The organism is Arthrobacter pasteuri (assembly GCF_054510955.1).
In genome coordinates, this window is record NZ_JBTNDO010000001.1 from 797909 (window position 1) to 822831 (window position 24923).

The window sequence follows — 24923 nt, forward strand, 5'->3', positions numbered from 1 at the left end:
CAGGCAGGAGCGCGTCAGTGGTCGACGGTCCTGAGGTGGCTGATGCGGTCGAGGATGCTCGTCTTCAGGGTCGACGGCGCAACCTCGGTGCAGGACCGCTTCACGACCGACCGGATCACGCACTCGAGGTCGTGTTCCTCGGCGCACTCCGGGCAACCCTCCAGGTGGTCCTTGATCTCCACGAGGTCCTGGTGGGACAGCGCGCCGTCCAGGTACTCGTACAGCCGTTCAATCCTCGAGTCGGCGCAATCGCCCATGCTCTCGCAATCGCTCATTTCTCCATCTCCTGTTCCTTGCCCGCTGCACCCGTCGCGACCCGGGTCCTGGTACCAGCACCTGCGCCGGTACCGAGGCCCCGTTCGTGCGCGTACTCGGCGAGGAGTTCGCGCAGCAGCTTGCGGCCGCGATGCAGCCGGGACATGACGGTCCCGATGGGCGTGTTCATGATTTCCGATATTTCCTTGTACGCGAAGCCTTCGACGTCCGAGAAGTACACCGCGAGCCGGAATTCCTCCGGAATGGCCTGCAGGGCGCTCTTGACGTCGGAATCCGGCAGGTGGTCCAGCGCCTCGGCCTCGGCCGAGCGGAGACCGGTGGACGTGTGTTCGGCGGCCTTCGCCAGCTGCCAGTCCTCGATGGTGTCCGAGTGCGACTGCAGGGGCTCGCGCTGCCGCTTGCGGTACAGGTTGATGTAGGTGTTCGTGAGGATGCGGTACAGCCACGCCTTCAGGTTGGTACCCGGCTTGTACTGGTGGAAGGCCGAGAACGCCTTGGTGTAGGCCTCCTGCACCAGGTCCTCCGCGTCACTGGGGTTCCGGGCCATGCGCATGGCGGCCGAGTAGAGCTGGTCGACGTACTGCATGGCGTCGCGCTCGAATCGTGCCTTGCGGTCGGCTTCCGACTCCGTGGACACGTCCAGCTGGTCGTCTTCGGCCTGGCTGCTACCTGCGGGGGCTGTTGTATTCATCGTCCCAAAGTCTACGCGTCCGCGCGGCCGCACGGCCGGGGCAGCGTCCCGCTGGATCGACGTCGAGAGCTGGAAATCCGGTCTTTCGACCGTGGCCGTCCGTATACCCGTCATGCGCACCCATCTCCCGTTCCGGTTTCCTCCACGCCTTCTCCAACCCGCCCGCGGGTTCCCTTATTCCTGCAGCCCTCCTGCTGACCTCCTGCCACATTCCTCCTGCATTCCCCCGGTGTTCCTCCTGTGTTCCTCCTTGTCCTCCCCGTAGTTCTCCCCGTGCGCCGTCCGTCGCCGCCGTCCTCCCCGCAATCCGGGCGTCCGGGACGACCGCGGGATCGCACGGTCTCCGGAGGCGTGCAAAACTAGTTCCAGCGTGCTCCGCAGAACAAAACCCGATGCCCGGCGAATCGCGCCGGCAACCAGGAGGCAGTTGTGACCCTTGTCCGCGTAATAGCCCGACCCTTGATCGCCAGCGGTTTCGTGTTCTCCGGTATCGACCGGCTCCGCACCGCGGGTACCACGGCCCCGCAGCTCAAGCCCGTCCTCGCCGGCATCACGAGGGTCGTCCCCTCGGCCGCCGCGGTCACCGGCAACGAGAAGCTCGTGGGCCAGGTGCTGGGCGGCACCCAGGTCGCGGCATCGCTCCTGCTCGGCATCGGTCGGTTCTCCCGGGTCGCGGCCCTCCTCCTGACGGTGACGGCAACGGTGAACACGCTCGTCGACTACCGGTCGGCGGACGCCTCGACACCCGAGGGCAAGAAGGCACGCCGCTCGCAGCTGCTCAAGAACCTCTCGCTGATCGGCGCCGTCCTGCTGGCCACCGTCGACACGAACGGCCGTCCCGGGATCGCCTGGCGCGCCGAGCACCTCGCCGTGGGCGCCCGGAAGAACGCCCTGGGCCTGGGCAAGGACGCGCGCAAGCAGCTGAAGAAGGCCGACAAGGTCGTGCGCAAGACCGCTGCCGACGTCGTCGGTTCATAAGCTCGATGACAGCGTCTCCAGGCGGGGTGTCCGACCAGACCATGTGGCGGGCGCCCCGCCTGAGCCGTCCCGTGAATGCCGACATCTCGGTTCCCGGTTCGAAATCCCTGACCAACCGCTACCTCGTGCTCGCCGCCCTCGCCGACGGGCCATGCGTGATCCGGCGGCCCCTGCACTCCCGAGACTCCGCCCTGATGGTCGCCGCGCTGCACGCCCTCGGCGCGGTCATCGACGAGGTGCCCGGCGACGGCGACTTCGGCCCGGACCTGCGCGTCACTCCCCTGCCGGGCGGAGACGGCTCCACGCGTGCCCGGACGGTCGACTGCGGCCTCGCCGGCACGGTCATGCGCTTCGTACCGCCCCTCGCCGGTCTCGTCGCCGGCACCACCACCTTCGACGGCGATCCGCACGCGCGCCGCCGCCCCATGGGAAGCATCGTCGCCGCCCTGCGGGGACTCGGCGTCCCGGTCGACGACGGCGGGTCCGGCTCGCTGCCGTTCGCCGTCCGGGGCGAGGGCGACATCCGCGGGGGCCACCTCGTCATCGACGCCTCGGCGTCCTCGCAGTTCGTGTCGGCCCTGCTCCTGGTGGGCGCCCGCTTCACCGAGGGACTGCACCTCGAACACGTCGGCAAGCCGGTGCCGAGCCTCGACCACATCCGCATGACGGTGGAGACGCTGCGCTCCGTCGGGGTGGCGGTCGACGATTCCGTCCCGAACCACTGGCGTGTCTCCCCGGGCCCGATCGCGGCCTTCGACGTCGCCGTCGAACCCGACCTCTCCAACGCCGGGCCCTTCCTCGCCGCGGCGGTCGTCACCGGCGGTACCGTCCGCGTGCGGAACTGGCCCGCGGACACCACACAGGTGGGCGACGAATGGCGGCGCATCCTCCCCCTCATGGGCGCGGCCGCGGTCCTCGACGGCGACGTGCTCACCGTGACGGGTGGGGCCTCGATCAGTGGAGGGACGTTCGCCGACACCTCCGAACTCGCCCCCACGGTCGCGGCGCTCTGCGCGCTGGCGGAGACACCGTCGGTCCTCACCGGCATCGCCCACCTCCGCGGGCACGAGACGGACCGCCTCGCAGCACTCGTGGCGGAGATCAACGGGCTCGGCGGGGACGCAGAGGAGACGGCCGACGGCCTCGTGATCCGGCCCGCACCCCTCCACGGAGGGGTCTTCCGCACCTACGAGGACCACCGCATGGCGACCGCCGGGGCCATAATCGGCCTGGCCGTCGACGGCGTCGAGGTGGAGAACATCGGCACCACGGCCAAGACGATGCCGGAATTCCCGGAGCTCTGGGCGGCCGTCACCGGCACCGCCGGAGCGAAGGGTCCCGGGGCCTCCGGCGCCCCGGGACCCGCGGCGGCATCCGCATGAGCGAGGCCGGCAACCGCCGCGGCTCACGGTCCTGGGACGAGTCCGACGTCCGGATCCGCCCGAACAAGAAGGGGTCCCGTCCGCGCACCAAGAACCGTCCCGCCTACGAGGACGCCGTGCTGGGCCGTGTGGTGACCGTGGACCGCGGGCGCTACACCACCGTGGTCGACGAGGACACCCCGGACGAGCGCATCGTCATCGCCGCGCGCGCACGGGAACTGCGCCGCAGCGCCGTCGTCGCCGGTGACCTCGTCTCCCTCGTCGGCGACCTCTCCGGAGGACCCGACTCCCTCGCGCGCCTCGTGCGCATCGAGGACCGCCGGACGGTCCTCCGCCGCAGCGCGGACGACACGGACCCGGTGGAACGCGTGGTGGTCGCGAACGCGGACCAGCTCGTGATCGTCGTCGCGGCGGCCAACCCGGAACCGAGGACCGGCTTCATCGACCGGGCGCTCGTCGCCGCCTACGACGCGGGCATCGAACCGCTGCTGTGCATCACGAAGGCCGACCTCCGCGACCCCGTTGCCCTGCTCGCCAACTACGAGCACCTCGACCTCCGCGTCATCATCAGCCGGACCGACGAGAGCGTGGGGATCGAGGCCACGTCCGACGACGGCGAGTCCGCCCGGCTCTCGCACGGAGCCGTCGACGCCCTGCGCGACCAGCTCGACGGACAGGTGAGCGTGCTGCTCGGACACTCCGGTGTCGGCAAGTCGACCATGGTCAACGCCCTCACCGGCTCCTCCCGGGCGACGGGCGGCGTGAACGCGGTGACGGGCCGCGGTCGTCATACGTCCTCGTCGGCCCTCGCCCTCAAGGCCGCCGACGCCGCGCCCGGGACCTGGATCATCGACACCCCGGGCATCCGGTCCTTCGGGCTGGCGCACGTGGACGCCGACCGGATCCTGAAGGCGTTCCCCGATCTCGAGCCGGGGACGGAGCGCTGCGAACGCGGCTGCCGCCACGACGACAACGCCGTCGACTGCGGACTGGACAGCTACGTGGACGAGGGGCTCGCCGGGGATTCGGGCCCGGTGCGGCTCGCCAGCCTGCGCCGCCTGCTGACCGCCGGGACCGCCGACCCGCGGGGCAGTGCCTCCGACGCCAAGGAGCTCGGCCAGCAGTAAGGCCAGCAGTGAGTGGTCCGAGGGGACCGGAAAGACTGCTAGGCTGAAAGCTGTTGTTGTTTGCGCATTAAATTTCAAGCCTTGACCCTCCACCTGGAGTTCGACAGCTTTTGACGATAAGCGAGTAACGAACACCACGATGAGCCCCGAACGTCGGGACGCTCTCCCAGGTAAGGAAATACGACATGGCTACTGGCACAGTGAAATGGTTCAACGCCGAAAAGGGCTTCGGCTTCATCGCTCCCGAGGACGGCGGCGCTGACGTGTTCGCCCACTTCTCCGCGATCAACTCGAACGGCTACCGTTCCCTCGAAGAGAACCAGAAGGTCAACTTCGAGACCACCCAGGGCCCCAAGGGACCCCAGGCCGAGAACATCACCGTTCTCTGATTCTCTCCCGGCTGCTCCTGTAGCCCGGATCCGGAAGCCACCGCGCGGCGCGAGCCCGCGGTGGCTTTCTGCTGTCCGGACCAGCCCCCTCACCCCCGCGCCGCCGGGCGGGATGTGCCTGCAGAGACGATAGGTTGAACGGTATGAGTTTCACGCAGGGCTACAACGATGACCTCCGCCTCGCCCACATCATGGCCGACTCGGTGGACGACCAGACGATGGCGCGCTTCAAGGCGCTCGACCTCCGGGTCGAGACCAAGCCTGACCTCACTCCGGTCACAGACGCCGACAAGAGTGCCGAGGAAGCGATCCGCGGACAGCTCTCCCGGGCCCGGCCACGCGATGCGGTGCTCGGTGAGGAGTTCGGCAGTTCGGGCTCCGGTTCGCGCCGCTGGGTCATCGATCCCATCGACGGCACCAAGAACTTCGTCCGGGGCGTGCCGGTCTGGGCCACCCTGATCTCCCTGATCGACGACGGGAAGCCCGTGGTCGGCGTCGTGAGCGCACCGGCGCTGGGCAAGCGGTGGTGGGCGGCGGACGGCACCGGCGCCTATACCGGCAAGTCCCTCGCGGCGGCGCAACGCCTGCGGGTGTCGAACGTCTCGCGGCTCGGCGACGCGTCCCTGTCCTACTCGAGCCTGTCCGGCTGGCGCCAACGGGGATCCCTGGCCGAGTTCGTGAACCTGACCGACCGCGTCTGGCGCACCCGCGCCTACGGCGACTTCTGGTCCTACTGCCTGGTGGCGGAGGGCGCGGTGGACATCGCGTGCGAACCGGAGCTCAACCTGTACGACATGGCGGCACTGGTGCCGATCGTGACCGAGGCAGGGGGCCGCTTCACCTCCCTCGACGGCGAGGACGGCCCCTTCGGAGGCAACGCCCTGGCGACCAACGGAACCCTGCACAGCGAGGTCCTGCGCACCCTCAACCCCGATGTGGATGACCTGCTCTAGCAGCACCGCCGGCTCCTGGAGCCCGTCGTGGTGAGGGGAGGGCCGAGGCTGGACGAGGAGCGGCGCCGCGACATGGCCCGCGCCTACCTCTCCGGAGCAGGGCGGTACGACCGCGTGCGTCCCGGATATCCGGCGCAGGTCGGCGACTGGGTCGTCCCCGACGGTGCCCGCCGCGCCGCGGACATCGGCGCCGGCACGGGCCTCTTCACCGGCCTGCTGGTGGAGCGCGGTCTCGGAGTGACGGCAGTGGACCCGTCGGAGGACATGCTCGCCGTCCTCTCGACCCGGCTGCCGGAGGTCCCCGTAGTCCAGGGCACCGCGGAACACTCGCACCTGCCCGGCGGCTCGATGGACCTGATCACGCTCGCGCAGACCTGGCACTGGTGCGACCACGCGGCGACGGTGCGGGAGGCCGCGCGCGTCCTGGCCCCCGGAGGCCGGATCGCCCTCGTCTGGAACCAGCTCGACGTCTCGCTCCCCTGGGTGCATCGCCTGTCCCGCATCATGCACGCCGGGGACGTCTTCTCCCCGGCGTACCGGCCGGACTTCGGACCGGGCTTCGCCACTCCCGAGGACCTGCTCGTGCACTGGACCCAGGAACTGCGGGTGCCCGACGTCGTCGACCTCGCGCGGTCCCGCAGCTACTACCAGCGGGCCTCGCCGGCCCTGCAGCAGCGTGTGGAGTCGAACCTGCGGTGGTACCTCACCGACTACCTCGCCTTCGAGCCCGATGCCCTCCTCCGCATCCCGTACTACACGCATGCCTGGCGCACCTCCCTGCTCCACACCTAGTTTTCGGCATGCCTAAACGCTATTTTTAGGTATGCCTCAAAATCAGCTGCGTGGGCGGTCGGGCAGGACGGCCGCATGGTGCGTCGCCGTGGTGTTGCTCGCCGGGTGCGCGGCCACCGCGGCACCAGGGGCCCCGGCGGACGACCGCCCCCTCGTCCTCACGACCTTCTCGGTCCTCGCCGATCTCGCCGACACCGTCGGCGGAGGCCACGTCCGCGTGGAATCGATCACCAAGGTGGGCGCCGAGATCCACGGCTACGAGCCGACGCCGTCCGATCTCGTGAGGGCGCAGGATGCGGACCTCATCCTCGACAACGGGCTCGGCCTCGAGCGCTGGTTCGAGCGCTTCCTGCAGGCGGTCGATGCTCCCCACGCCGTCCTGTCCGACGGCGTGGAGCCCGTCGACATCCGCTCCGGCGACTACGCCGGACTCGCCAACCCGCACGCGTGGATGTCCCCCCGGGCAGCCCAGACCTACGTGGACAACACCGTGGAGGCGCTCTCCGGCCTCGCTCCGGAGCATGCCGCCGACTTCGAGGCCAACGGCCTGCGGCTGAAGGACGACCTCGAGGACCTGCTGACGAGCTTCCGGGAGGAACTCGACGCGGCCGACACCGCCGCGCTCGTGACCTGCGAGGGAGCCTTCTCGTACCTGGCGCGCGACGCAGGCCTGCAGGAGGCGTTCATCTGGCCGGTCAACTCCGACACCGAGGGCACCCCGCGCCAGGTCCGCGACGTCATCGGCTTCGTGGAGGAGAACCGCGTGCCGACCGTCTTCTGCGAATCCACGGTCAACCCCTCGGCGCAGGAACAGGTGGCCCTCGCCACGGGTGCAGAGCTCGGCGGCACGCTCTACGTCGACTCGCTCTCGGAAGCGGACGGCCCCGTGCCGACCTTCCTCGAACTCATCCGCTACGACCTCCGGACCATCGCGGAAGGACTCGCCCGATGACCGCCCTCGACCTCCCCGCAACCGCGCCCGCGCTCGGCGTCCGGAACCTCAGCGTGAGCTACAACGACGTCCACGCGCTCGACGACGTCACGATGGGCCTCGGCGCCGGAAGGATCTGCGGACTCATCGGCGTCAACGGCTCCGGCAAGTCGACGCTCTTCAAAGCGCTCATGGGACTCGTGGTCCCCCGGGACGGCAGCGTCGAGCTCTTCGGCATGTCCACCGCGAGCGCCCGGAAGCAGGGCCTCGTGGCCTACATGCCGCAGGCCGAGGAGGTCGACTGGACGTTCCCGGTGTCCGTGTCCGACGTCGTCGCCATGGGGCTCTACGGACGCCTGGGTGCCGCCCGCCGCCTGCGGGCGGCGGACCGGGTGGCCGTGGACGACGCCCTCGAGCGGGTGGGCCTCACCGGGCTTCGGAAACGCCAGATCGGCCAGCTGTCCGGCGGACAGCGCAAGCGGGTCTTCATTGCGCGCAGCATCGCCCAGGACGCGCGGCTGCTCCTCCTCGACGAGCCCTTCGCAGGAGTGGACCGGGCGAGCGAACGCACGATGACGGCCCTCCTGAAGGTGCTGCGGGACGAGGGACGCTCGGTGCTGGTGTCCACCCACGACCTTGCCGGTGTGCCCGAACTGTGCGACGAGGCCGTCCTCCTGCACCGGCGCGTGCTGGCCCAGGGCGATCCGTTGGAGGTGCTGACGCACGGCAACCTCGCACTCGCCTTCGGCCCGGTGCCGGCGGCGCCGACCGCCCCCTTTGTCGCCCCCTCCGTCGCCACCTCCGTCGCACCGGCGGGTCCAGCCGCACGTCCTCCAGCTCACACTGCGCCTTCCGACTCGGCTCCCAGCGCACCTCCCGCCGCCCCGAACAAAGAGTCCTGACATGGATGTCCTCACCTTCCTGCTCGAACCGCTGCAGTACGGATTCCTCACCCGGGCCCTCGCCGTCACCGTCGCCGCGGCCGTGGTAGCGGCCGTGCTCTCCTGCTGGCTCATCCTCATGGGCTGGTCCCTCATGGGCGATGCCGTGTCGCACGCGGTCCTGCCCGGAGTGGCCCTCGCGTACATCCTCGGCATCCCGTTCTCCATCGGCGCCTTCGTCTTCGGCGCCGGTGCTGTCGCGCTCATCGGGATCGTCCGGTCCACCACCAAGCTGAAGGCGGACACGGTGATCGGTGTGGTGTTCACCGCCCTGTTCGCCACCGGACTGGCCATCGTCTCGGCCACGCCCTCGCAGGTCGACCTGATGCACATCCTGTTCGGCAACGTCCTCGGTGTCTCCACCGGCGAGGTCTGGCAGGTGCTCGTCCTCGGCGCAGGAACCCTCGCGATCCTCCTGTTCAAGCGGCGCGACCTGACCCTGCTGGCCTTCGACCGCACGCACGCCCACGTGATCGGACTCAACACCAGGAGGCTGTCGGCCCTGCTGCTCGGACTGCTCGCCCTCACCGTCGTGGTCGGGCTCCAGGCCGTCGGAATCATCCTCGTCGTGGCCATGCTCATCACGCCGGGGGCCACCGCGTTCCTCCTGTCCCGCAGTTTCGACCGGATGCTGGTGATCGCCGTCGTGCTCACCGTGGCCGCGTCCGTCGCCGGGATCTACGCGAGCTACTACCTCGACATCTCCACGGGCGCCGCCGTGGTGCTGTGCCAGGCGCTGGTCTTCACCGCCGTCTACCTCTTCGCCCGGCCCGACGGGGTGCTGTGGCAGGCCCGACGGCGGCGTGCGGCCAGGTCCGGGGCCGGGCGGACCGCGTCCAGGTCCGGGGCCGGGCGGACCGCGTCCAGGTCCGGGGCCGGGCGCGAGTCCGGGAGTAGCGTCGCCCGAGCCGCTGCCGGAATCCCGCCCACCGATATGCCTACAGGTATGCCTACAGGTATGCCTGCCGGTATCCCTGCCGCCCGTATCCCTGCCGCCGGCGCCCCGGCAGCGCCCCCGCCCACGTCCCGAACGTCCGACGCGGCACTGCCCGGCGACGCCTGATGGCGGGCCGCAGGGGCGCCGTGCTCAGCATAGAATCCACGAGCGTCCAGGACTACGTGAAGGCGATCTACGCCTTCACCGAGTGGCAGGGCGACGCCATCACCGCGACGCACCTCGCGACACGCCTCTCGGTCGCCAACTCGTCCGTCACCGGGATGGTCGCCAAGCTCGTGGACCTCGGGCTGGCGCATCACCGCAAGTACGGGCCCATCAGCCTCACTCCGTCCGGGCAGGCACTCGCCCTCGCCATGGTCCGCAGGCACCGGCTCATCGAGACGTTCCTCGTGACCGAGCTGGGCTACGGCTGGGACGAGGTGCACGACGAGGCGGAGCTGCTCGAACACACCGTCTCCGACGCCTTCATCGAGCGTCTGGACGCGAAGCTGGGCCACCCCCGCCGCGACCCGCACGGCGACCCGATCCCGGGCGCGGACGGCTCCGTCCGGTATCCGTCCGCGCATCGGCTCGACGGCCTGGACGACGGCCATGCGGGCCGGCTGGTGCGGGTGAGCGACGACGACCCGGACGTCCTGCGTTTCCTCGACCGGAACGGCATCGCGCTCGACGACGACCTGCTGCTGGCCCAGCGCGCCGCCGGATCCCTCCTGGACCTTCGCCTCGGTACCGAAGCCTCCGCACCGCACCTCGCGGTGGACACGACCCTGGCCCGGTCCCTGTGGATCGAGAGCACCGCACCCCACGAGGGGTGCACCATCGGTGCCCACCGCTGACGCGCCCACCGAACGAGCGGGACCCGCGGCACCCACTGCACCGCCGGGACCCGCGGCACCCACTACACCGCCGGGACCCAGCACACCCCCGGGACGGTGGCAGATCGCCCTCGCCGGGGTGCCGCTCCTAGACTGGTCGGAATGCCGTGCCCCGATGTCCCTGATACCCCGGAAGGGAGTACCCGATGACCACCCTCGGACTTGAGGAGGAGTACCTGCTCCTCGACCCAGTGTCAGGACTGCCCGAACATCGCGCCACCGAGGTGCAGGGGTTGCTCGAGTCCACGCCGGAGATCAGCCGCGACGAGATCCAGCGCGAGCTGCTGTCCTGCCAGATCGAGACGGCGACTCCCGTCTGCGAGACCCTGACCCAGGCGGAGGAGTCCCTGCTGAATTTCCGCCGGAAGTTCGCGGACGCCGCAGCGGGCGTCGGAACCGTCGGAGCCGCGACCGGGACGGCGCCCTGGATCCGGCAGGCGTACCCGGAACTGACCGACAAGCAGCGTTACGAGGATCTTCGAGCCAGCGCGCCGGGTATCGTGGGCGACCAGTTCGTCAACGGCCTGCACGTGCACGTCGGCGTGCCCGACCAGGAGCGCGGCATCCAGGCCCTCAACCGCATCCGCCCCTGGATACCGCTGCTCACCGCGCTCAGCGTCAATTCGCCGTACTGGCTCGGCCGGGACAGCGGCTTCGACAGCTGGCGGGTGGTCCACTACCGCCGCTGGGCCGTCCAGGGCATAGCTCCCTACTTCGCCGATGCAGCCGACTACGAGCGGCGCATCACGCGGCTCGGCACCACCGGCGCCATCCTCGACCGCGGGGTCCTGACCTGGGTGGCGCGCCTCTCGGACCACTACCCCACGCTCGAGCTCAGGGCCTGCGACGTGCAGCTCGAGGCGCAGGACTCCGTGCTCCTCGGCGCCCTGACCCGGGCGCTGGTGGTCACGGCCCTCGGCGAGGCCGAAGCGGACACGCCGCCCGTCGTCCCGGACCCCGAACTGCTCGATGCCGCCCTGTGGCAGGCCGCGCGCGACGGGCTGGAACACCACCTCGTGGACTGTGCGACGGCGGAACGGGTTCCCGCCGGAGAGCATCTCGCAGCCTTCCTCGAGCACATCGGCCCGGCTCTCGACGCCGAGGGCGACACCGCCTGGGTGAAGGCGGGCCTCGCGACGGTGGACGGACGTGGCACGGGCGCCACCCGCCAGCGCCAGGCGATGCGCGAGGGCGGACTGGAGGCCCTGCTGTCCCTGTACGGGCGGACCCTCACCTTCGAACCCTAGGGCCCGCCGGTCGGGCACGTGGGCCGTCAGCGCTCCCGGGTGTCACGCCGCAGCAGGCCGACGATCAGGCACAGGAGTCCGAGCAGGAGGGGCACGAGGGTGAAGAGGGTGTGCGTGCCGCCCAGGTAGCTCATCACGAAGATGTAGACGAACGTCCCGCCGACGAGGATCCAGCCGAGCACGATCAGGGCCCGGCCCCGGTGGGGCGGAGGCAGCGGCGGGAGCCACGGGGGTGGCCGGTCGGTCCAGCTCATTGCCCAAGTGTAGTTGCCGCTCCCCGCCGCATGACCCGGTCCGCGGTCAGTAGGAGGGCGCGGCCGGGAGGCTCATGTAGTGCTCGAGGGTGGGCAGTCCGTGGATGCGCATCTCCGAGGAGATCGTCGTGCCGACGTACCGCAGGTGCCAGGGCTCGTAGGAGTATCCGGTGACCGAGGTGGACCCCTGCGGATAGCGGACGATGAATCCGTACCGCCAGGCGTTCCTGGCCGCCCAGTCTCCTGCCGGCGTCGTCGCGAAGCACTCCTGCAGACCGCAGGCCCCGTTCGGGTTTCCGATGTCGACGGCGAGGCCGGTCTGGTGTTCACTGAAGCCCGGGCGCGCCGAGATGAGGTCGGCCGTCGCCTGGCCGTACTGGTTCACGTACGAGGCATACAGGGAGGCCTGCGTGTCGTAGGAGCGGTAGCCGCTGACCGGGACCATCCCGATACCACTGGCGCGCGCGTCCGCGAGCAGCCGCGCGAACTGCTGGGCGGCGTCACTGCGGAGCAGGGGACCCTCGACCCCCACGAGCGGCCCGGGGACATGGCGTGCCGGGTTCAGCTGCCGGCGCTTGTTGACGACGACGAACACCGACGCGGCGACGTCGATGTCCCGGGCGATCCGCGCTCCGCCTGCAGGGGACCACGAGATGACCCCGCGCTGGTACCGCTGGCTGCAGGCACCCGCGGCGCACGACTCGTCGGACACAGGGTAGCCGAGGGCGCCGTTCTCGTAGCGGGTGGAGGCCCAGGCCGCGCGGATCGCGCCGACGGAGATCCGCGCGCCGGTTGACGGCGACCAGATGATCGACCCGCCCTGGTAGTTCTGGTAGCACCCGCCGCCGCGCAGCCCGCAGACCTCGTCCGTGGTCGGATAGCCCAGCTGCCCGTTCTCGAATCCCGAGCGCGCCCAGGCCCCACGGATCGCGCCCCACGTGGGCCGTCCGCCGGTGGCCGGGGACCAGTGGACCGAGCCGCCCTGGAAGCTCTGGTAGCACCCGCCGTTCCTCAGCCCGCAGACCTCGGATCCCGTGGGATAGCCGAGCTTGCCGTTCTCCCAGCCGGTCCGGGCCCAGGCGGCGCGGATGCCACCCCACGTCGGCTGGGCACCGGTGGCCGGGGACCAGTGGATCGAGCCGGCCTGGAAGCTCCGGTAGCAGCCGCCGCCGCGCAGCCCGCAGGTCTCCGGGGACGTGGGGGCTCCGAGGCGTCCGGACGCACCGCCGAGTTGAGCGTACTTCGCGTCGATCGCCGTCACCGCCTGGGCCGCCGGCGCTGCGACGACGGAGCCCGCCAGGAGCAACACACAGGTCAGCATGGCGAGCAGGTACGCGACGATGCGCCTCATGATGACCCCTCGGACTCGACGACCCTGCTCACAGGGTAGGCGCCCCGGACAGCGGCGACAAGACTTCGGCAGCAGGAGCCGGAGACGACGAAGCGCCCCGCCGGGTACCGGCGAGGCGCTTCGTGGTGGTGGAGATGGCGGGAATTGAACCCGCGTCCGATGCAGTGTAGTCAGGGCTTCTCCGGGCGCAGTTCGCGTCGGTTTTTCTCGGCTTCAGCCATCGTGCAAACAAGTGGCTGCCAAGCCCAGTTGTATAAAAGTCCCCCCGGTCCCTACAACGAGGACCGGGAGCAGTGGCCCTCTAAATGACGCCAGTATCCGGGGCGAGAGCAAACCCGGGCTGACGGACTAGCTAGGCTGCTTAGGCAGCGAGAGCGAAGTCAGTGCGCTTTTGTTCGGCACTTATTGTTTTACAAGGAGCGTTTACGAGATAACCCTGTATCCTCGGCCCGCTTCCCCTGTCGCGACTAACATCGTCGAAACCTGTCATCCCCATGTTCAGTTATCAAGTGATTCCTGTACCGCTCATCCTACCGGTCGAGCGACTCCTCAACTCTACAGCACGTCCGTCCCGCCGTTCCGGCGCTTCGCCAGCAGAGAACACTACTGTCCCAGCTGGAGTCCCAGGACGACGACCGGCGACTGCCAGAGGCGGACGACGACGAAGGCGAGCGTGACGAAGGCGATGCCGAGGGCTGCCAGGGCCGTGGTGCCGGCCTGCCTGCGGCGGAAGCTCCACCAGAAGATCGCCGCGTTGAGGAGGAGCAGCACCGGGGAGATCCACACGAGGGCCTGAGCGAAGAAGACGTAGACGAGGAAGACGAACGGGATCAGCGAGAGGATCCCGACCGGGACCACGACCATCAGGAGGACCAGGTCGATGAGCGCGCCGAGGGTCACCCACCACGGGCGCCTGTAGGTCAGCTCGGACGGCTCCGGCTCGTCGTCGTGCTCCTGGGCTTCCCAGAAGACATCGCTCACGCGCCGAGATTCTTCTCGCGCATCGCACGCAGTGCCTCGCGGTTGTCCTGCTTCTCGCGCAGGGTCTGGCGCTTGTCGTAGTCGCGCTTGCCCCGCGCCACCGCGATCTCCACCTTGGCCCGGCCATTGAGGAAGTAGAGCTGCAGCGGGACGAGGGTGAAGCCGGACTCGCGGATCTTCTGCGAGATCTTCGTGAGTTCCTCGCGGTGCAGGAGCAGCTTCCTCCTCCGGCGGGCCGCATGGTTCGTCCAGCTGCCCTGCGAATACTCCGAGATGTGGATGCCCTCCAGCCAGAGTTCGTCGCCGTAGAAGACCGCGTAGCCGTCCACGAGGGAGGCGCGACCCGCCCGCAGGGACTTCACCTCGGTCCCCATCAGGGCGAGGCCGGCCTCGTAGGTGTCGAGCACGGCGTAGTCGTGGAAGGCCTTCCGATTGGTGGCCACCACTTTCCGGCCACTTTCCTTCGGCACGGCAATACTCCTTCGACGCTGCTGCGGACGGCGGTCCGCGGGAGGACAGTGCCTTCCATCCTACGACCTAGAGCAGGCCCATCGGGTCCACGAGGGTGCCGTTCAGCATCGTCTCGAAGTGCAGATGGCATCCGGTCGAGTTGCCCGTGGTTCCGGTGTAGCCGATCAGCTGGCCGGCACTCACACGCTGCCCGACCGAGACGAGGAAGTTCGTCAGGTGGTAGTAGTTCGTCGCGAGCACATTGCCGCCCACCACCCCGTGGTTGAGCACGATCCGGTTGCCCGCTCCGGGCAGGACGTTCGAGTCCGCGTACCAGACCTCCCCGGCCGCGGGCGCGTAGAGCGGCGTTCCGCAGCCCACGCCGTAGTCGACGCCGGTGTGCATGTACCCGCCGGTGCCGTTGAAGTCGATGGTGCCCACCGGCGTCGGACGCCAGCCGAATCCCGAGCTGATCGGGCCGCTCACCGGGGAGTTCAGCCCGAATCCTCGGGGGTCCGGCGCGGGATCCGCCGGGGCGAGGGCGGGCGGCTCGGGGATCACGGGGGCAACCGGCTCCACGATCTGCGGCTGGACGGGAGCAGGAACCGGCCGGTTCGCGGCTTCGGCCTCCGCTTTCCGGCGCGCGGTCTCCGCAGCTGCGACGGCCTCGGCTTCCGCCTGGCGACGGGCCTGCTCGGCGGCCGCCGCGGCTTCCGCCTCGGCACGCAGGCGTGCCTGCTCCGCTTTCTGGCGGGCTTCCTCCGCTTTCTGGCGGGCTTCCTCCGCCTTCCGGGCTTCCTCGATCAGGCGGCGCTGGCGCTCCGCAATGTCCGCGTTCACCTGCTGCTGGGCCTGCTCGACACCGGCGAGCTTCGCCTCGATGACGGGTTTCTGTTTCTGCAGCGTGGCGGACAACGCCGACGTGTCGGCCACGAGCTTGTCCACCCTGGCTTTCTCGCTCGCTGCCTGGTCGCGTGCCGACTGCTCGGCCGCAAGGGCGGCGTCGGCCTTCTCCTTGAGCTCGGTGATCTCGGCCTCCACGGCCTCGAGTCGGGCCTGGCTGTTGGCGTTCGTGGCGTTCTGCTCCGAGAGGCGCTGCATCGCCGCGTTCTGGCTGCGCAGCGCCTGGTCCACCATGTCCATCGACTCGGTGAAGTCCTCGACGCCCTCCGCGCCGAGGAGCAGCGACACATTCGTAGGGATTCCACCGTTCTTGTAGGCCTCCGTTGCGATCTGTCCGATGACCTCGCGCGTCCGGTCCATCTCCTGCCGGTCGGCGCGGAGTTCCTCGGTGATCTTGTTCCGGGTCTCCTGCGCCAGCTCGACGCGGACGGCCAGCGCCCCGACCTCGCCGGTGGCGGCCTCGACCTTGCCCTGAGCATCCGCGAGGGACTGCTGCGCCGCGGGAAGCTCCGCCTGGTAGGTCTTCAGTGCACCGATGGTCTCGGCGATGTCCGCGTCCAGGTACTCCATGGACTGCTGCACTTCCGCGACCTCATTCTCGAGGGCACTCTTGCGGTCGTCGAGTTCATCCGCGACGACCGGCGTGCTGAACCCGAGGGCGAGTGCGACGACGAGGGCGATCGAACTGCCCGCGGTGCCACGCACCACCAAGGCCCGCTTGTCCTGCCGGGCCCACCAGGTTGCTGGCGGGCGCACGTGGTCCCTCGCACTGAGCGGCATGCTGTCAGACCTTTACGTATCGTCGAAGGGTGAGCAGGGATGAGAGTCCCGCGAGGACGGCTCCGAGCAGGATCAGCACCGGGACCAGGATCAGCACCTGCTGGGACGAGATGAACGCCGTCTGGGGGAAGGTGTTCGCGAGCCAGCCGTCGATCACGAACCTCGACGCCCCCCACAGGGCGGCAGACGCCAGCACGGCGCCGATGACGGCGGCGATCACGCCCTCCAGGATGAAAGGCAGCTGGATGACGGCCTTCGACGCCCCGACGAGGCGCATGATGCCGGTCTCCCTGCGGCGGCTGAAGGCCGAGAGCCGGATGGTCGTCGCGATCAGCAGGATGGCGCAGAACGTCATGACGCCTGCGATCGCCAGTGCGACCACGGAGGCCCAGTTCATGTACCGGAAGATCGCCTCGAGGAAGTCCCGCTGATCGCTCACCGCGTCCACGCCCGGCTCCGACGAGAAGGCCTCGTCGATGACCTCGTACTTCTCGGCGTCGACCAGGCTGACGCGGAAGGACTCGGGGAGCTGGTCCGCGGTGACGGAATCGACGATCGGCGAGTTGGCGAACTGGTCGCGGAAGTGGGCGAGCGCCTCGTCCTGCGACTCGTAGGTCACGGTGTCGACGTACGGGGCGAACTGCTCGGATTCGAGTTTTGCCTGGATTGCTGCCCGCTGGTCCTCGGTCACGGGTCCGGTGGCGCAGCTGGTCTCCGAGGAGTTGTCGACGCAGAGGTAGAGGGTGACCTGGACGCGGTCGTACCAGTACCCCTTCATCTGATTGATCTGCAGCTGGAACAGCCCGGCCGCACCGACGAAGGTCAGCGAGATGAAGGTCACGAGGATCACGGAAGTGACCATCGACAGGTTCCGGCGGATGCCCGAGCCGATCTCGGACAGGATGAACGCGAGCCTCATCCGGCCATCGCTTCGGCCTCGCCGATGTAGATGCCCTGGGCGTCGTCGCGCACCACGGATCCCCCGCGGAGTTCGACGACGCGCTTGCGCATCGTGTTCACGATGTCGTCGTCGTGCGTGGCCATGACCACGGTGGTGCCGTTCTGGTTGATCTTGTCGAGGACCTTCATGATGCCCATGGAGGTCGTCGGGTCGAGGTTCCCGGTGGGCTCGTCGGCGAGGAGGATGCCGGGCCGGTTCACGATGGCGCGCGCGATCGCGACGCGCTGCTGCTCGCCGCCGGAGAGTTCATGCGGCATGCGGTTGTTCTTGCCCTCGAGGCCGACGGTCGCGAGGACGTCGGGCACTGTCTCCCGGATGACGGCGCGGCTCTTCCCGATGACCTGCATCGCGAACGCGACGTTGGCGAAGACCGTCTTGTTGGGCAGCAGGCGGAAGTCCTGGAACACGACACCGATCCCGCGGCGGAGGCGGGGTACGCGCCAGCTGGGGATGTTGGCGACGTTCTGGCCGGCCACGTAGACCGCACCCCTCGTCGCCCGGTCCTCCTTGAGCACGAGGCGGATGAAGGTCGACTTGCCGGAGCCCGAGGCGCCGACGAGGAAGACGAACTCACCGCGGTCCACGTCGAGGGAGACGGCATCGAGGGCGGGCTGCGACTTGGAGTCGTAGGTCTTCGTGACGTTGTCGAATCGGATCATGATCACTCTGCGCCCATGGTGTCCGCCGGTACGGGCATTTGCTGGGGGAAGGAAGCGCCGGCTCCTCGACTATAACGACGGCATCACGAGGCGCCCATTACCCCGGCGGTGTGTCGCACGCAAGAGCTCCACCCTCCGACAGGTGGTGGAGCGCCGGATTCGCGTAGCGGCTAGGCAGCGTCGTTGCGGTTGTTGGTGCGCCAGCGGATGCCGGCATCGATGAAATCGTCGATCTCGCCGTCGAAGACCGCCGAGGTATTGCCCACCTCGTGGTTGGTGCGGAGGTCCTTGACCATCTGGTAAGGGTTGAGGACGTAGGAGCGCATCTGGTCGCCCCAGGATGCCTTCACGTCGCCGGCGAACGCCTTCTTCTCCGCGTCCTCCTGTTCCTTCTTGAGGAGCAGGAGCCGGGACTGGAGCACGCGCATCGCCGCGGCGCGGTTCTGGATCTGCGACTTCTCGTTCTGCATCGACACCACGAGTCCCGTGGGGAGGTGGGTCAGGCGGACGGCGGAGTCGGTGGTGTTGACGGACTGCCCGCCGGGGCCGGACGAGCGGAAGACGTCGACGCGGATCTCGTTGTCCGGGACCTCGATGACGTCCGTCTGCTCGATGAGGGGGATGACCTCGACGGCGGCGAAGGACGTCTGCCGGCGGCCCTGGTTGTCGAAGGGGCTGATGCGGACGAGGCGGTGCGTCCCGGCCTCGACCGACAAGGTGCCGAAGGCGTAGGGCGCCTTGACCTCGAACGTCGCGGACTTCAGGCCCGCCTCCTCCGCGTAGGAGGTGTCGAGGACCTGCGTCGGGTAGCCGTGGCGTTCGGCCCAGCGGAGGTACATGCGCAGGAGCATCTCGGCGAAGTCGGCGGCATCCACTCCCCCGGCTCCCGAGCGGATCGTGACCACGGCTTCCCGCTCGTCCCACTCCCCGGCCAGCAGCGTGACGATCTCGAGGTCGTCGAGGGACCTGCTCAGCGAGACGAGCTCCTTCTCGGCTTCGGCGAGGGAGTCCTCGTCGCCTTCGTCCTGCGCGAGCTCCACGAGGACCTCGAGGTCGTCGATGCGGCTCTCGAGGGTCTCGAGACGCTCGAGGGCGGACTGCCGGTAGGACAGCTTGGAGGTCACCTTCTGGGCGGCAGCGGGATCGTCCCAGAGGTCGGGGGCGCCGGCTTCCTCGCTCAGTTCCTCGATGTCCTTGCGGATTCCCTCGACATCGGAGACCTGCTCGATGGACTGGTACTTGGCGCGCAGGGCGCGGATCTCTGCGGGAAAATCAGTGGTTGCCATGGTTCTTCCAGCCTACGTCATCGGCAGCGGGCGGCATCTGACGGCCGCGGGCGCGATCGGGCTGCAGCGGGCGCGATCGGGCGGCAGCGGCGCGTCACCGGGTCAGTTCCGCGCGCGCGTCAGACTGCGCCACGATCGGGATCCCGGCGGGCACGAGGAAATTCACGATGGGCGGGCGCACGACGGCGGTGAGGACGACCCGGGCGGTGCGTCCGTCGGGTGCACCCGTCGCGGGGTCGATGGCCAGCTGCTCGAAACGGGCAGCCGCACCGGTGGCCGCCAGGTAGCCGGCTGTCGACTCCTCGACGCCGGAGCCCTGCAGGACGGGCAGCGGCGGCGTCGCGCCGGCCCCGCCGGCCCCGACGGGGATGCTGTAGTTGTCGGCGGCGGCGAGGGCAGCGCCGTCGGCAGCCGATAACAGCTTCTTGTGCTCTATATAAACGGCCGAGACGGCGAGCACCACGGTGACGACGAGCAGCGAGATGAGGAGGTATCCGATGATCAGGACCCCGACCTGCCCGTCCTCCGCCCCGTCCTTCCCCTCTGCCTGTCGCCGCGACATCAGCCGAACCGCTCGACGATCTGGGTCGAGGTCGCATCCACGGTCGCGGCGGAGGCATGGGATCCGGCGATACCGGGGATCAGTGGCAGGGGTACCTCGAGGCGCACGACGACGGTCACGGTCGAGCCCGGCGCCAGGCATTCCTCGCTGCAGGCGATGTCCACGGCAGCCTGGTCCTCGCTGTACCCGAAATCGGACAGGGCTATGCGCACCGCCTGCCGCGCCCGTGCGTCCGCCGCCTGAGGTGTCGGTGCGTCCACATAGACCTTCGCGGCCTGGTCGGCGGCACCAACGACGGCGAACGATCCGCCCTGCAACTGACCCATGGTCAGCACGAGGTAGACGACCGGGACCAGCAGCATGACGCCGAGGAACACGAACTCCACGACGGCGTTGCCGTCCTCTCCGCTCAGGGGTGCCCTGCGTGCAGCCAGCCGCCGTCGCTCGCGTCCGGGAGTCCTCCCGTGCTTCCTGCCGCGTTTCCGATGCCGGAGCGGTGCCGACACCGCCTCACGATGGAAGGGCTGCATGTCCATGCACCTCCAGTGCGCCGGCCGGCCCGATCAGGCCCAGGACGGGCAGGGGCGCCCGGACCACCACTTCGAGCATCCGGACACCACCGACCGTGCTCTCAGCGACCGTGATGTCCGACCCGTAGGAATCGGCCAGGGAACCACGGATCAGCTCCTCCGTGCGCCCCACCGCGTCCCGGGGGCTGCGGTCGGCAAGCGTGCCGTAGCGGGCGCCGGACGAGGCCGCGTCGATGAGCGTATTGCGCACATGGAGGACGAGCGTCAGCTGGACGATCGCGAGAAAGATGACCGTCAGGAGACCGCCGATCAGGGCGAAATCGACGACGGCAGCACCGCGCTCGGAATCCCCGCCCGGGCGGGCGGCGGCGTGCTGTGTGCGCGGTCGGACTCCCACCTAGGGTGAGACCTGGTCGATCGCCTGGTTGAACAGGCCCTCGAGGGCGGGCCCGGCGATGGCCAGGAGCGCGGCGACGAGGACGGCGGACATGAGCGTGATCATCACCCAGCCCGGCACGTCGCCCCGTTCGCGTTCGCCGTCGTCCGGGGGCCGGAGCAGGGCGGTGACCGCCACGAGTACCAGGAGTACGATGCGCGATGCACTGGTCATGATCTTCATGGAAGTGCTCCTTCTTGTGGTTGTCGGTGGTCAGAAGCCGAGGTTGATCAGTGCGATTCCCGGATACACGGCGAAGAGGACGGTCAGAGGAAGGACCCCGAAGACCAGCGGGACCATCATCGCGATCTCCTTCCTGCCGGCGGATTCCATCAGCTCGCGCTTGGCGAGGTCCCGGACGTCCTGGGCCTGGGCGCGCAGCACGTCCGCGAGGGGCGTACCCCGCTGGACGGCGACGGTGATGCCGTCGACGAAACGGGAGAGCGGGGCGAGACGGGTCCGGTGTGAGAACTCCTGCAGGGCGTCGACGAGCGGCTTCCCGGCCCGGGTCGCTGCGAGGACGAGGGCGAATTCACCGGCCAGCTCGCCGGACGCCGTCCTGCAGATGCGCTCGAGCGCGCCCGTCGTACTCTCCCCAGCGGAGACTGCCAGCGCCATCAGCTCCGCGAGGCTCGGGAACTCGGCGAGCATCCGCGCCTCGCGCCGCCTGATGTCGGACGACAGGACGTAATCCCGTCCGACGAACCCCATCACGGCACAGGCGAGGATGATGACGACGGCAAGGGGGATATTCGCCGAACCCGACGCCGCCAGGAGGACCATGACCAGTGTCGACCCGGCGAGTCCGCCTGCAGCCCACAGGAGTTGCTGGGCCCGGAAGTCCGTGATCGTCTGGCCCCGCCCCGCCTGGGCGAGCCTCCGGGCGAGCGTTGCCGCCGCCGGGTTGAAGCGGTGGGACCAGGAGACGGCGTCGGCCAGCAGGGGACGGAGGATGCGCTCGAGCGGCCCGAAGGGCGTGACGTTGGCCGGTGACTCGGAGAGGAGCCTGGACCGCGAATCCACCGCACGCAGTTGCGGCGCCACGCGCTGCGTCAGCGTGGGGGGCCGCATGGCCGGCAACCGCACGACCACCAGCCAGAGGCCCGTCCCGAGGACGATCCCGCAGAGTGCGGCCAGAGCAGTGGCCGGATTCATTGGAGCACCCGCTCGTCCTCAGGCAGTGCCCCGATCCGCAGCATCACGCGGTAGCAGACGATCGAGACCAGGAGCCCGCCAAGGAGGACCACGGCTCCACCTGCGGAATTGTAGGCCCGCACGGCTTCCGGTCTGGTCGACAGGAGCAGCAGCACGAACCACGGAGCAGCGACAGCCAGCCGGGCAGCATTGACGGTCCAGGACTGCCGGGCCTCCAGCTCGCTGCGCGTCCGCGCCGCGTCCCGCAGGAACTCGGACAGGGTGCCGAGCAACCGGCCCAGGTCCGAGCCACCCACCTCGCGAGTCATGCGGAGTGCCTCGACGATCCGGTCGGCCACCGGATCCGCCAGCCGGTCCTTGAGGCGGTTCAGCGCATCGTCGAACCGTCCGCCCGCACGATAGTCCACGGCGAACGCCCGGAACGCGGGTCGCAGTTCGAGCGGGCCCTTCTCTCCCAACTGGATCAGCGCTTCCGGAAGCGACAATCCGGCCCGGATAGCGGAGCGGAGGTGGTCCACCACGTCGGGCCACAGTTCGCGCAGCGAGGCCGCACGCCGGGCGGCACGCCACCTCACGATCGAGAACGGCAGGAACCCGCCGAACAGCGCGAAGCACAGCGCGATCGGAGCGGAACCGGTCAGGACGAAGCCGATGAGCAGCACCACCACGGCCACGGCGCCGCACGAGGCTATCAGGCCGTTCGATGAGACCCGCTCGACCCCCGCCCGCAGGAGAAGGTCGTCGAGCAGACGCCGCCGGGCGGGAACCCTGCGCTCCTTCGGCGGCCGCTCCCAGAAGGACCACCACACGAGGAATAGACCGGTACCGAGGGCGACACCGAGCGCGGTGCTCATGCGCGAACTCCGAGGAGGGCCGACAAGTCGACTCCCGCGGCGGCGAATTTCTCCTCTGCCGGCATGCCGCTGGCCGTCAGCTGCAGGTTCCCGTCGATGCTCCTGAAGACGGAGGAGGATTCGATGACACCGTTCTCGACGCGGCGGCCCAGCGCCATGATCTCCATGACCCTGCGCTGCCCACCGGAGAGCCGTGCGCAGTGCACCACGAGGTCGATGCACGATGCCACCGTGGGCACGACGAAGCTGCTGGAGATGTTCTGCCCTGCGAGGAGCGGCAGCGTGCAGATCTTGGTCACCGCATCATGGGCGCTGTTCGCATGGACGCTGCACATCCCCGGAAGACCCGATAACGCTCAGGGACAATGCAGGCGTAGTATGAGCGTATGAGTGAAGCGTTCATCTACTGCCGGATCAGTCAGGATCGGTCTGGGGAGGGACTTGGGGTTCAACGCCAAGAGCAGGATTGCAGGCAGCTAGCCGACAGCTTGGGCCTGCGTGTAGCGAGAGTTTTCATCGACAATGACATCTCCGCGTATGGACGCGCCAAGCGCCCGGCGTACCAGTCGATGCTCCGAGCAATTGAACGGGCAGAGGCATCGGCGATCATCAGCTGGCACACTGACCGCCTGCATCGAAACATGATGGAGCTGGAAAGCTATATCGAGGTTTGCGAAGCCGCTGGCGCTACAACTTACACCGTGAAAGCTGGGCGCTTCGACCTAGCCACCAGTTCCGGCCGGATGGTGGCAAGGATGCTCGGTTCCTCCGCTCGGTACGAGTCTGATTTGAAAAGCGAACGCATCAGGCGTTCGATTGAGCAGAACGCCAGGGCCGGGAAATGGACGGGCGGAGCCCGTCCATTCGGTTGGGAGTTCATAGATGGGAAGCCTCTTCTCGCGCCGGTCGAGAGCGAGGTCGTCGCGGAGATTTTCAACTACGTTCTCCGCGGCGGCAGCCTCGGGTCGAAAGTCAAGAGCATGAATGACCTGGGAATCAGGACTTCGATGGGAAATGACTGGACCTATGCAACTCTGCGGCAGCTGATTCTCCGTCCTCGGAATGCCGGCCTCGCTGAGTGGAAGGGCGAGATTGTCGGGCCTTCTGAGTTCCCCGCAATAGTCGGGGAAGACGTATGGCGGGCAGCGTGCTCGATTTTGAAAGACCCAAGCCGACGCAGGTCTCAGACCAATAAGGCAAAGTACTTGCTGGCAGGGATCGCGACCTGCGTGTGTGGCTCCGTAGTGCGGTCGGGACTCACCACCCTCCGCGACGGAACCAAACACCGACACTACCGTTGCAAGGAGTCAGGCACGGGACATGTCGGCAAGCGGATCACCTTTGTAGACGATGTGGTGAACCGCTGGGCGATAGCGTGGAGAGCGGCCGCTTCAGCAAACGCGGAACTTCAGCCCGTCGAGATCGACACCTCTCCCCTTGAGACCGAGATCATCGCTCTGCGGCGCCGTCTCGACGACGTCGCTATAGAAGCCGCCGACGGCGGCATCACTATGTCGCAATTGGCCACTGTATCTCGAAGGATTCAGGACAATTTGGAACGACTGGAGGCCGAGATGATTGCCGCGAGGCTGACGCCCGCTGCTCCTCCGTCGGCCTTCCCGACCCTAGTCGAGCCGATTATTGGGAGTAAGCACGCAGACGAGTGGTTCGCCCTACCGATCGACGATCGGCGTGATTGGGTGCGAAAGACCTTAGACGTAACCCTTCTGCCTCATGGGGCAGGGAGCACGAAGGTCTTCAACCCTGACACCGTGCGCGTCCTGCCACGGGGTTTCCCGATTCCTCGCACTTCCGATGAGCAACACGCCGCACGACGCCGATCTGGTCTTGATCAGACCCATTGACAGCAGCTTGCGGACGGCAAAGGTGCCGCAAACCTCTGCATGGCATCAGACCTAGGTAACGGCGGGCAGTATCACCGTTACCGGGGGGGCGATCTCAGTGGACCAGATTTAGGGGGCCCATTCGGTAGGTAGCTAACTAGGAAGGCTTGCCACGCTGTCTACCTGGATGAGGATGGCGCGACGTGGTGGTTGCCCAGCACGCGCCACTCTCGTCGTTGATGAGCAGGCCACCGAGCTCGACATGGGGAGAAGGCCCTAGTCAACCCCTGGAACGGCCGGGGATTTGCGGGATATCTAACTCCTAGGTGGACAAGCGGCTCATCACATACATGCCCAAGGCTTCCCAATTGAGCAAA

General features: G+C 68.6%; 27 protein-coding genes, 1 other RNA gene and 2 pseudogenes. 12 read left to right on the forward strand and 18 right to left on the reverse strand.

What is annotated here, in order from left to right:
- Nucleotides 1-14: 14 nt before the first annotated feature.
- Both rsrA and ACX80H_RS03765 read right to left on the reverse strand, forming a co-directional pair.
- Nucleotides 15-275: a mycothiol system anti-sigma-R factor gene (rsrA, locus tag ACX80H_RS03760; protein ID WP_087076341.1), complete on the reverse strand. Its 261-nt coding sequence runs from the start codon at nucleotides 273-275 to the stop codon at nucleotides 15-17.
- The gene (locus ACX80H_RS03765) at nucleotides 272-967 is read right to left on the reverse strand and encodes a sigma-70 family RNA polymerase sigma factor (protein ID WP_459311133.1); all 696 of its coding nucleotides are present in this window, start codon (nucleotides 965-967) and stop codon (nucleotides 272-274) included. Before ACX80H_RS03765 ends, rsrA begins: the two co-directional genes overlap by 4 nt.
- 429 nt (nucleotides 968-1396) lie before the next feature.
- On the opposite strand from ACX80H_RS03765, the gene ACX80H_RS03770 reads away from it, so the two are divergent.
- From ACX80H_RS03770 to ACX80H_RS03820, 11 genes and pseudogenes are all read left to right on the forward strand, one after another.
- Entirely contained in the window at nucleotides 1397-1945 is a 549-nt protein-coding gene (locus ACX80H_RS03770; RefSeq protein ID WP_459311134.1) for a DoxX family protein, read from the forward strand.
- Between the two features lie 5 nt (nucleotides 1946-1950).
- Nucleotides 1951-3327: a 3-phosphoshikimate 1-carboxyvinyltransferase gene (aroA, locus tag ACX80H_RS03775; RefSeq protein WP_459311136.1), complete on the forward strand. Its 1377-nt coding sequence runs from the start codon at nucleotides 1951-1953 to the stop codon at nucleotides 3325-3327.
- Nucleotides 3324-4454, forward strand: coding sequence for a ribosome small subunit-dependent GTPase A (gene rsgA, locus ACX80H_RS03780; protein WP_459311137.1), 1131 nt, complete (start codon nucleotides 3324-3326; stop codon nucleotides 4452-4454). Before aroA ends, rsgA begins: the two co-directional genes overlap by 4 nt.
- A 185-nt stretch (nucleotides 4455-4639) precedes the next feature.
- The gene (locus ACX80H_RS03785; protein ID WP_043446208.1) at nucleotides 4640-4843 is read left to right on the forward strand and encodes a cold-shock protein; all 204 of its coding nucleotides are present in this window, start codon (nucleotides 4640-4642) and stop codon (nucleotides 4841-4843) included.
- Between the two features lie 143 nt (nucleotides 4844-4986).
- A complete protein-coding gene (gene hisN, locus ACX80H_RS03790) occupies nucleotides 4987-5796 on the forward strand; it encodes a histidinol-phosphatase (RefSeq protein ID WP_301226796.1) in 810 nt (269 codons plus the stop codon).
- A 27-nt stretch (nucleotides 5797-5823) separates the two neighbouring features.
- On the forward strand, nucleotides 5824-6588 hold the full coding sequence (locus tag ACX80H_RS03795) for a class I SAM-dependent methyltransferase (RefSeq protein WP_459311138.1): 765 nt from the start codon (nucleotides 5824-5826) through the stop codon (nucleotides 6586-6588).
- Nucleotides 6589-6619: 31 nt separating this feature from the next.
- On the forward strand, nucleotides 6620-7540 hold the full coding sequence (locus ACX80H_RS03800; RefSeq protein WP_459311139.1) for a metal ABC transporter solute-binding protein, Zn/Mn family: 921 nt from the start codon (nucleotides 6620-6622) through the stop codon (nucleotides 7538-7540).
- A complete protein-coding gene (locus tag ACX80H_RS03805; RefSeq protein ID WP_459311141.1) occupies nucleotides 7537-8421 on the forward strand; it encodes a metal ABC transporter ATP-binding protein in 885 nt (294 codons plus the stop codon). Before ACX80H_RS03800 ends, ACX80H_RS03805 begins: the two co-directional genes overlap by 4 nt.
- A gap of 1 nt (nucleotide 8422) precedes the next feature.
- Nucleotides 8423-9271, forward strand: a pseudogene (locus ACX80H_RS03810) (metal ABC transporter permease); the annotation flags it as partial.
- 272 nt (nucleotides 9272-9543) lie between these two features.
- Nucleotides 9544-10254 carry a metal-dependent transcriptional regulator gene (locus tag ACX80H_RS03815; protein WP_459311143.1) on the forward strand — a complete coding sequence of 237 codons (711 nt, stop codon included), beginning with the start codon at nucleotides 9544-9546 and terminating at the stop codon, nucleotides 10252-10254.
- 185 nt (nucleotides 10255-10439) lie between these two features.
- On the forward strand, nucleotides 10440-11540 hold the full coding sequence (locus tag ACX80H_RS03820; RefSeq protein ID WP_459311145.1) for a carboxylate-amine ligase: 1101 nt from the start codon (nucleotides 10440-10442) through the stop codon (nucleotides 11538-11540).
- Nucleotides 11541-11566: 26 nt separating this feature from the next.
- Here the strand turns inward: ACX80H_RS03820 and ACX80H_RS03825 are convergent, their stop codons facing one another.
- The 16 genes and pseudogenes from ACX80H_RS03825 to ACX80H_RS03900 all read right to left on the reverse strand — a co-directional run.
- The gene (locus ACX80H_RS03825; protein WP_301226785.1) at nucleotides 11567-11794 is read right to left on the reverse strand and encodes a hypothetical protein; all 228 of its coding nucleotides are present in this window, start codon (nucleotides 11792-11794) and stop codon (nucleotides 11567-11569) included.
- A 46-nt stretch (nucleotides 11795-11840) separates the two neighbouring features.
- Nucleotides 11841-13145 (reverse strand): D-alanyl-D-alanine carboxypeptidase family protein, encoded by a 1305-nt coding sequence (locus ACX80H_RS03830; RefSeq protein ID WP_459311147.1) that lies wholly within the window; start codon nucleotides 13143-13145, stop codon nucleotides 11841-11843.
- A 126-nt stretch (nucleotides 13146-13271) separates the two neighbouring features.
- Nucleotides 13272-13639: a transfer-messenger RNA gene (ssrA, locus tag ACX80H_RS03835) on the reverse strand.
- A gap of 109 nt (nucleotides 13640-13748) precedes the next feature.
- Nucleotides 13749-14126, reverse strand: coding sequence for a hypothetical protein (locus tag ACX80H_RS03840; RefSeq protein ID WP_459311149.1), 378 nt, complete (start codon nucleotides 14124-14126; stop codon nucleotides 13749-13751).
- On the reverse strand, nucleotides 14123-14596 hold the full coding sequence (gene smpB / locus ACX80H_RS03845; protein WP_087076369.1) for an SsrA-binding protein SmpB: 474 nt from the start codon (nucleotides 14594-14596) through the stop codon (nucleotides 14123-14125). Before smpB ends, ACX80H_RS03840 begins: the two co-directional genes overlap by 4 nt.
- A 67-nt stretch (nucleotides 14597-14663) precedes the next feature.
- Complete coding sequence (locus ACX80H_RS03850; protein ID WP_459311151.1) at nucleotides 14664-16235, reverse strand: M23 family metallopeptidase; 1572 nt, start codon at nucleotides 16233-16235, stop codon at nucleotides 14664-14666.
- 28 nt (nucleotides 16236-16263) lie between these two features.
- Nucleotides 16264-17178 (reverse strand): permease-like cell division protein FtsX, encoded by a 915-nt coding sequence (gene ftsX / locus ACX80H_RS03855; protein ID WP_087076374.1) that lies wholly within the window; start codon nucleotides 17176-17178, stop codon nucleotides 16264-16266.
- Nucleotides 17175-17879 carry a cell division ATP-binding protein FtsE gene (gene ftsE / locus ACX80H_RS03860; RefSeq protein ID WP_459311152.1) on the reverse strand — a complete coding sequence of 235 codons (705 nt, stop codon included), beginning with the start codon at nucleotides 17877-17879 and terminating at the stop codon, nucleotides 17175-17177. Before ftsE ends, ftsX begins: the two co-directional genes overlap by 4 nt.
- A gap of 170 nt (nucleotides 17880-18049) precedes the next feature.
- Nucleotides 18050-19165 carry a peptide chain release factor 2 gene (gene prfB / locus ACX80H_RS03865; RefSeq protein WP_459311154.1) on the reverse strand — a complete coding sequence of 372 codons (1116 nt, stop codon included), beginning with the start codon at nucleotides 19163-19165 and terminating at the stop codon, nucleotides 18050-18052.
- A gap of 94 nt (nucleotides 19166-19259) precedes the next feature.
- Nucleotides 19260-19727, reverse strand: coding sequence for a pilus assembly protein TadG-related protein (locus tag ACX80H_RS03870; protein ID WP_459311156.1), 468 nt, complete (start codon nucleotides 19725-19727; stop codon nucleotides 19260-19262).
- Nucleotides 19727-20257 (reverse strand): hypothetical protein, encoded by a 531-nt coding sequence (locus ACX80H_RS03875; RefSeq protein WP_459311157.1) that lies wholly within the window; start codon nucleotides 20255-20257, stop codon nucleotides 19727-19729. The genes ACX80H_RS03870 and ACX80H_RS03875 overlap by 1 nt, the downstream gene beginning before the upstream one ends.
- Nucleotides 20238-20654 carry a TadE family protein gene (locus tag ACX80H_RS03880; protein WP_459311159.1) on the reverse strand — a complete coding sequence of 139 codons (417 nt, stop codon included), beginning with the start codon at nucleotides 20652-20654 and terminating at the stop codon, nucleotides 20238-20240. Before ACX80H_RS03880 ends, ACX80H_RS03875 begins: the two co-directional genes overlap by 20 nt.
- On the reverse strand, nucleotides 20655-20876 hold the full coding sequence (locus ACX80H_RS03885) for a hypothetical protein (protein WP_459311161.1): 222 nt from the start codon (nucleotides 20874-20876) through the stop codon (nucleotides 20655-20657).
- Between the two features lie 30 nt (nucleotides 20877-20906).
- Nucleotides 20907-21848 carry a type II secretion system F family protein gene (locus ACX80H_RS03890; RefSeq protein WP_459311162.1) on the reverse strand — a complete coding sequence of 314 codons (942 nt, stop codon included), beginning with the start codon at nucleotides 21846-21848 and terminating at the stop codon, nucleotides 20907-20909.
- Nucleotides 21845-22702 carry a type II secretion system F family protein gene (locus tag ACX80H_RS03895; protein WP_459311163.1) on the reverse strand — a complete coding sequence of 286 codons (858 nt, stop codon included), beginning with the start codon at nucleotides 22700-22702 and terminating at the stop codon, nucleotides 21845-21847. The genes ACX80H_RS03890 and ACX80H_RS03895 overlap by 4 nt, the downstream gene beginning before the upstream one ends.
- Nucleotides 22699-23052 (reverse strand): annotated as a pseudogene (locus ACX80H_RS03900) (P-loop NTPase family protein); the annotation flags it as partial. The pseudogene ACX80H_RS03900 and the gene ACX80H_RS03895, both read right to left, overlap by 4 nt.
- 36 nt (nucleotides 23053-23088) lie before the next feature.
- Between ACX80H_RS03900 and ACX80H_RS03905 the strand changes: the two are divergent.
- Entirely contained in the window at nucleotides 23089-24567 is a 1479-nt protein-coding gene (locus tag ACX80H_RS03905; protein ID WP_459311164.1) for a recombinase family protein, read from the forward strand.
- Nucleotides 24568-24923 lie beyond the last annotated feature (356 nt).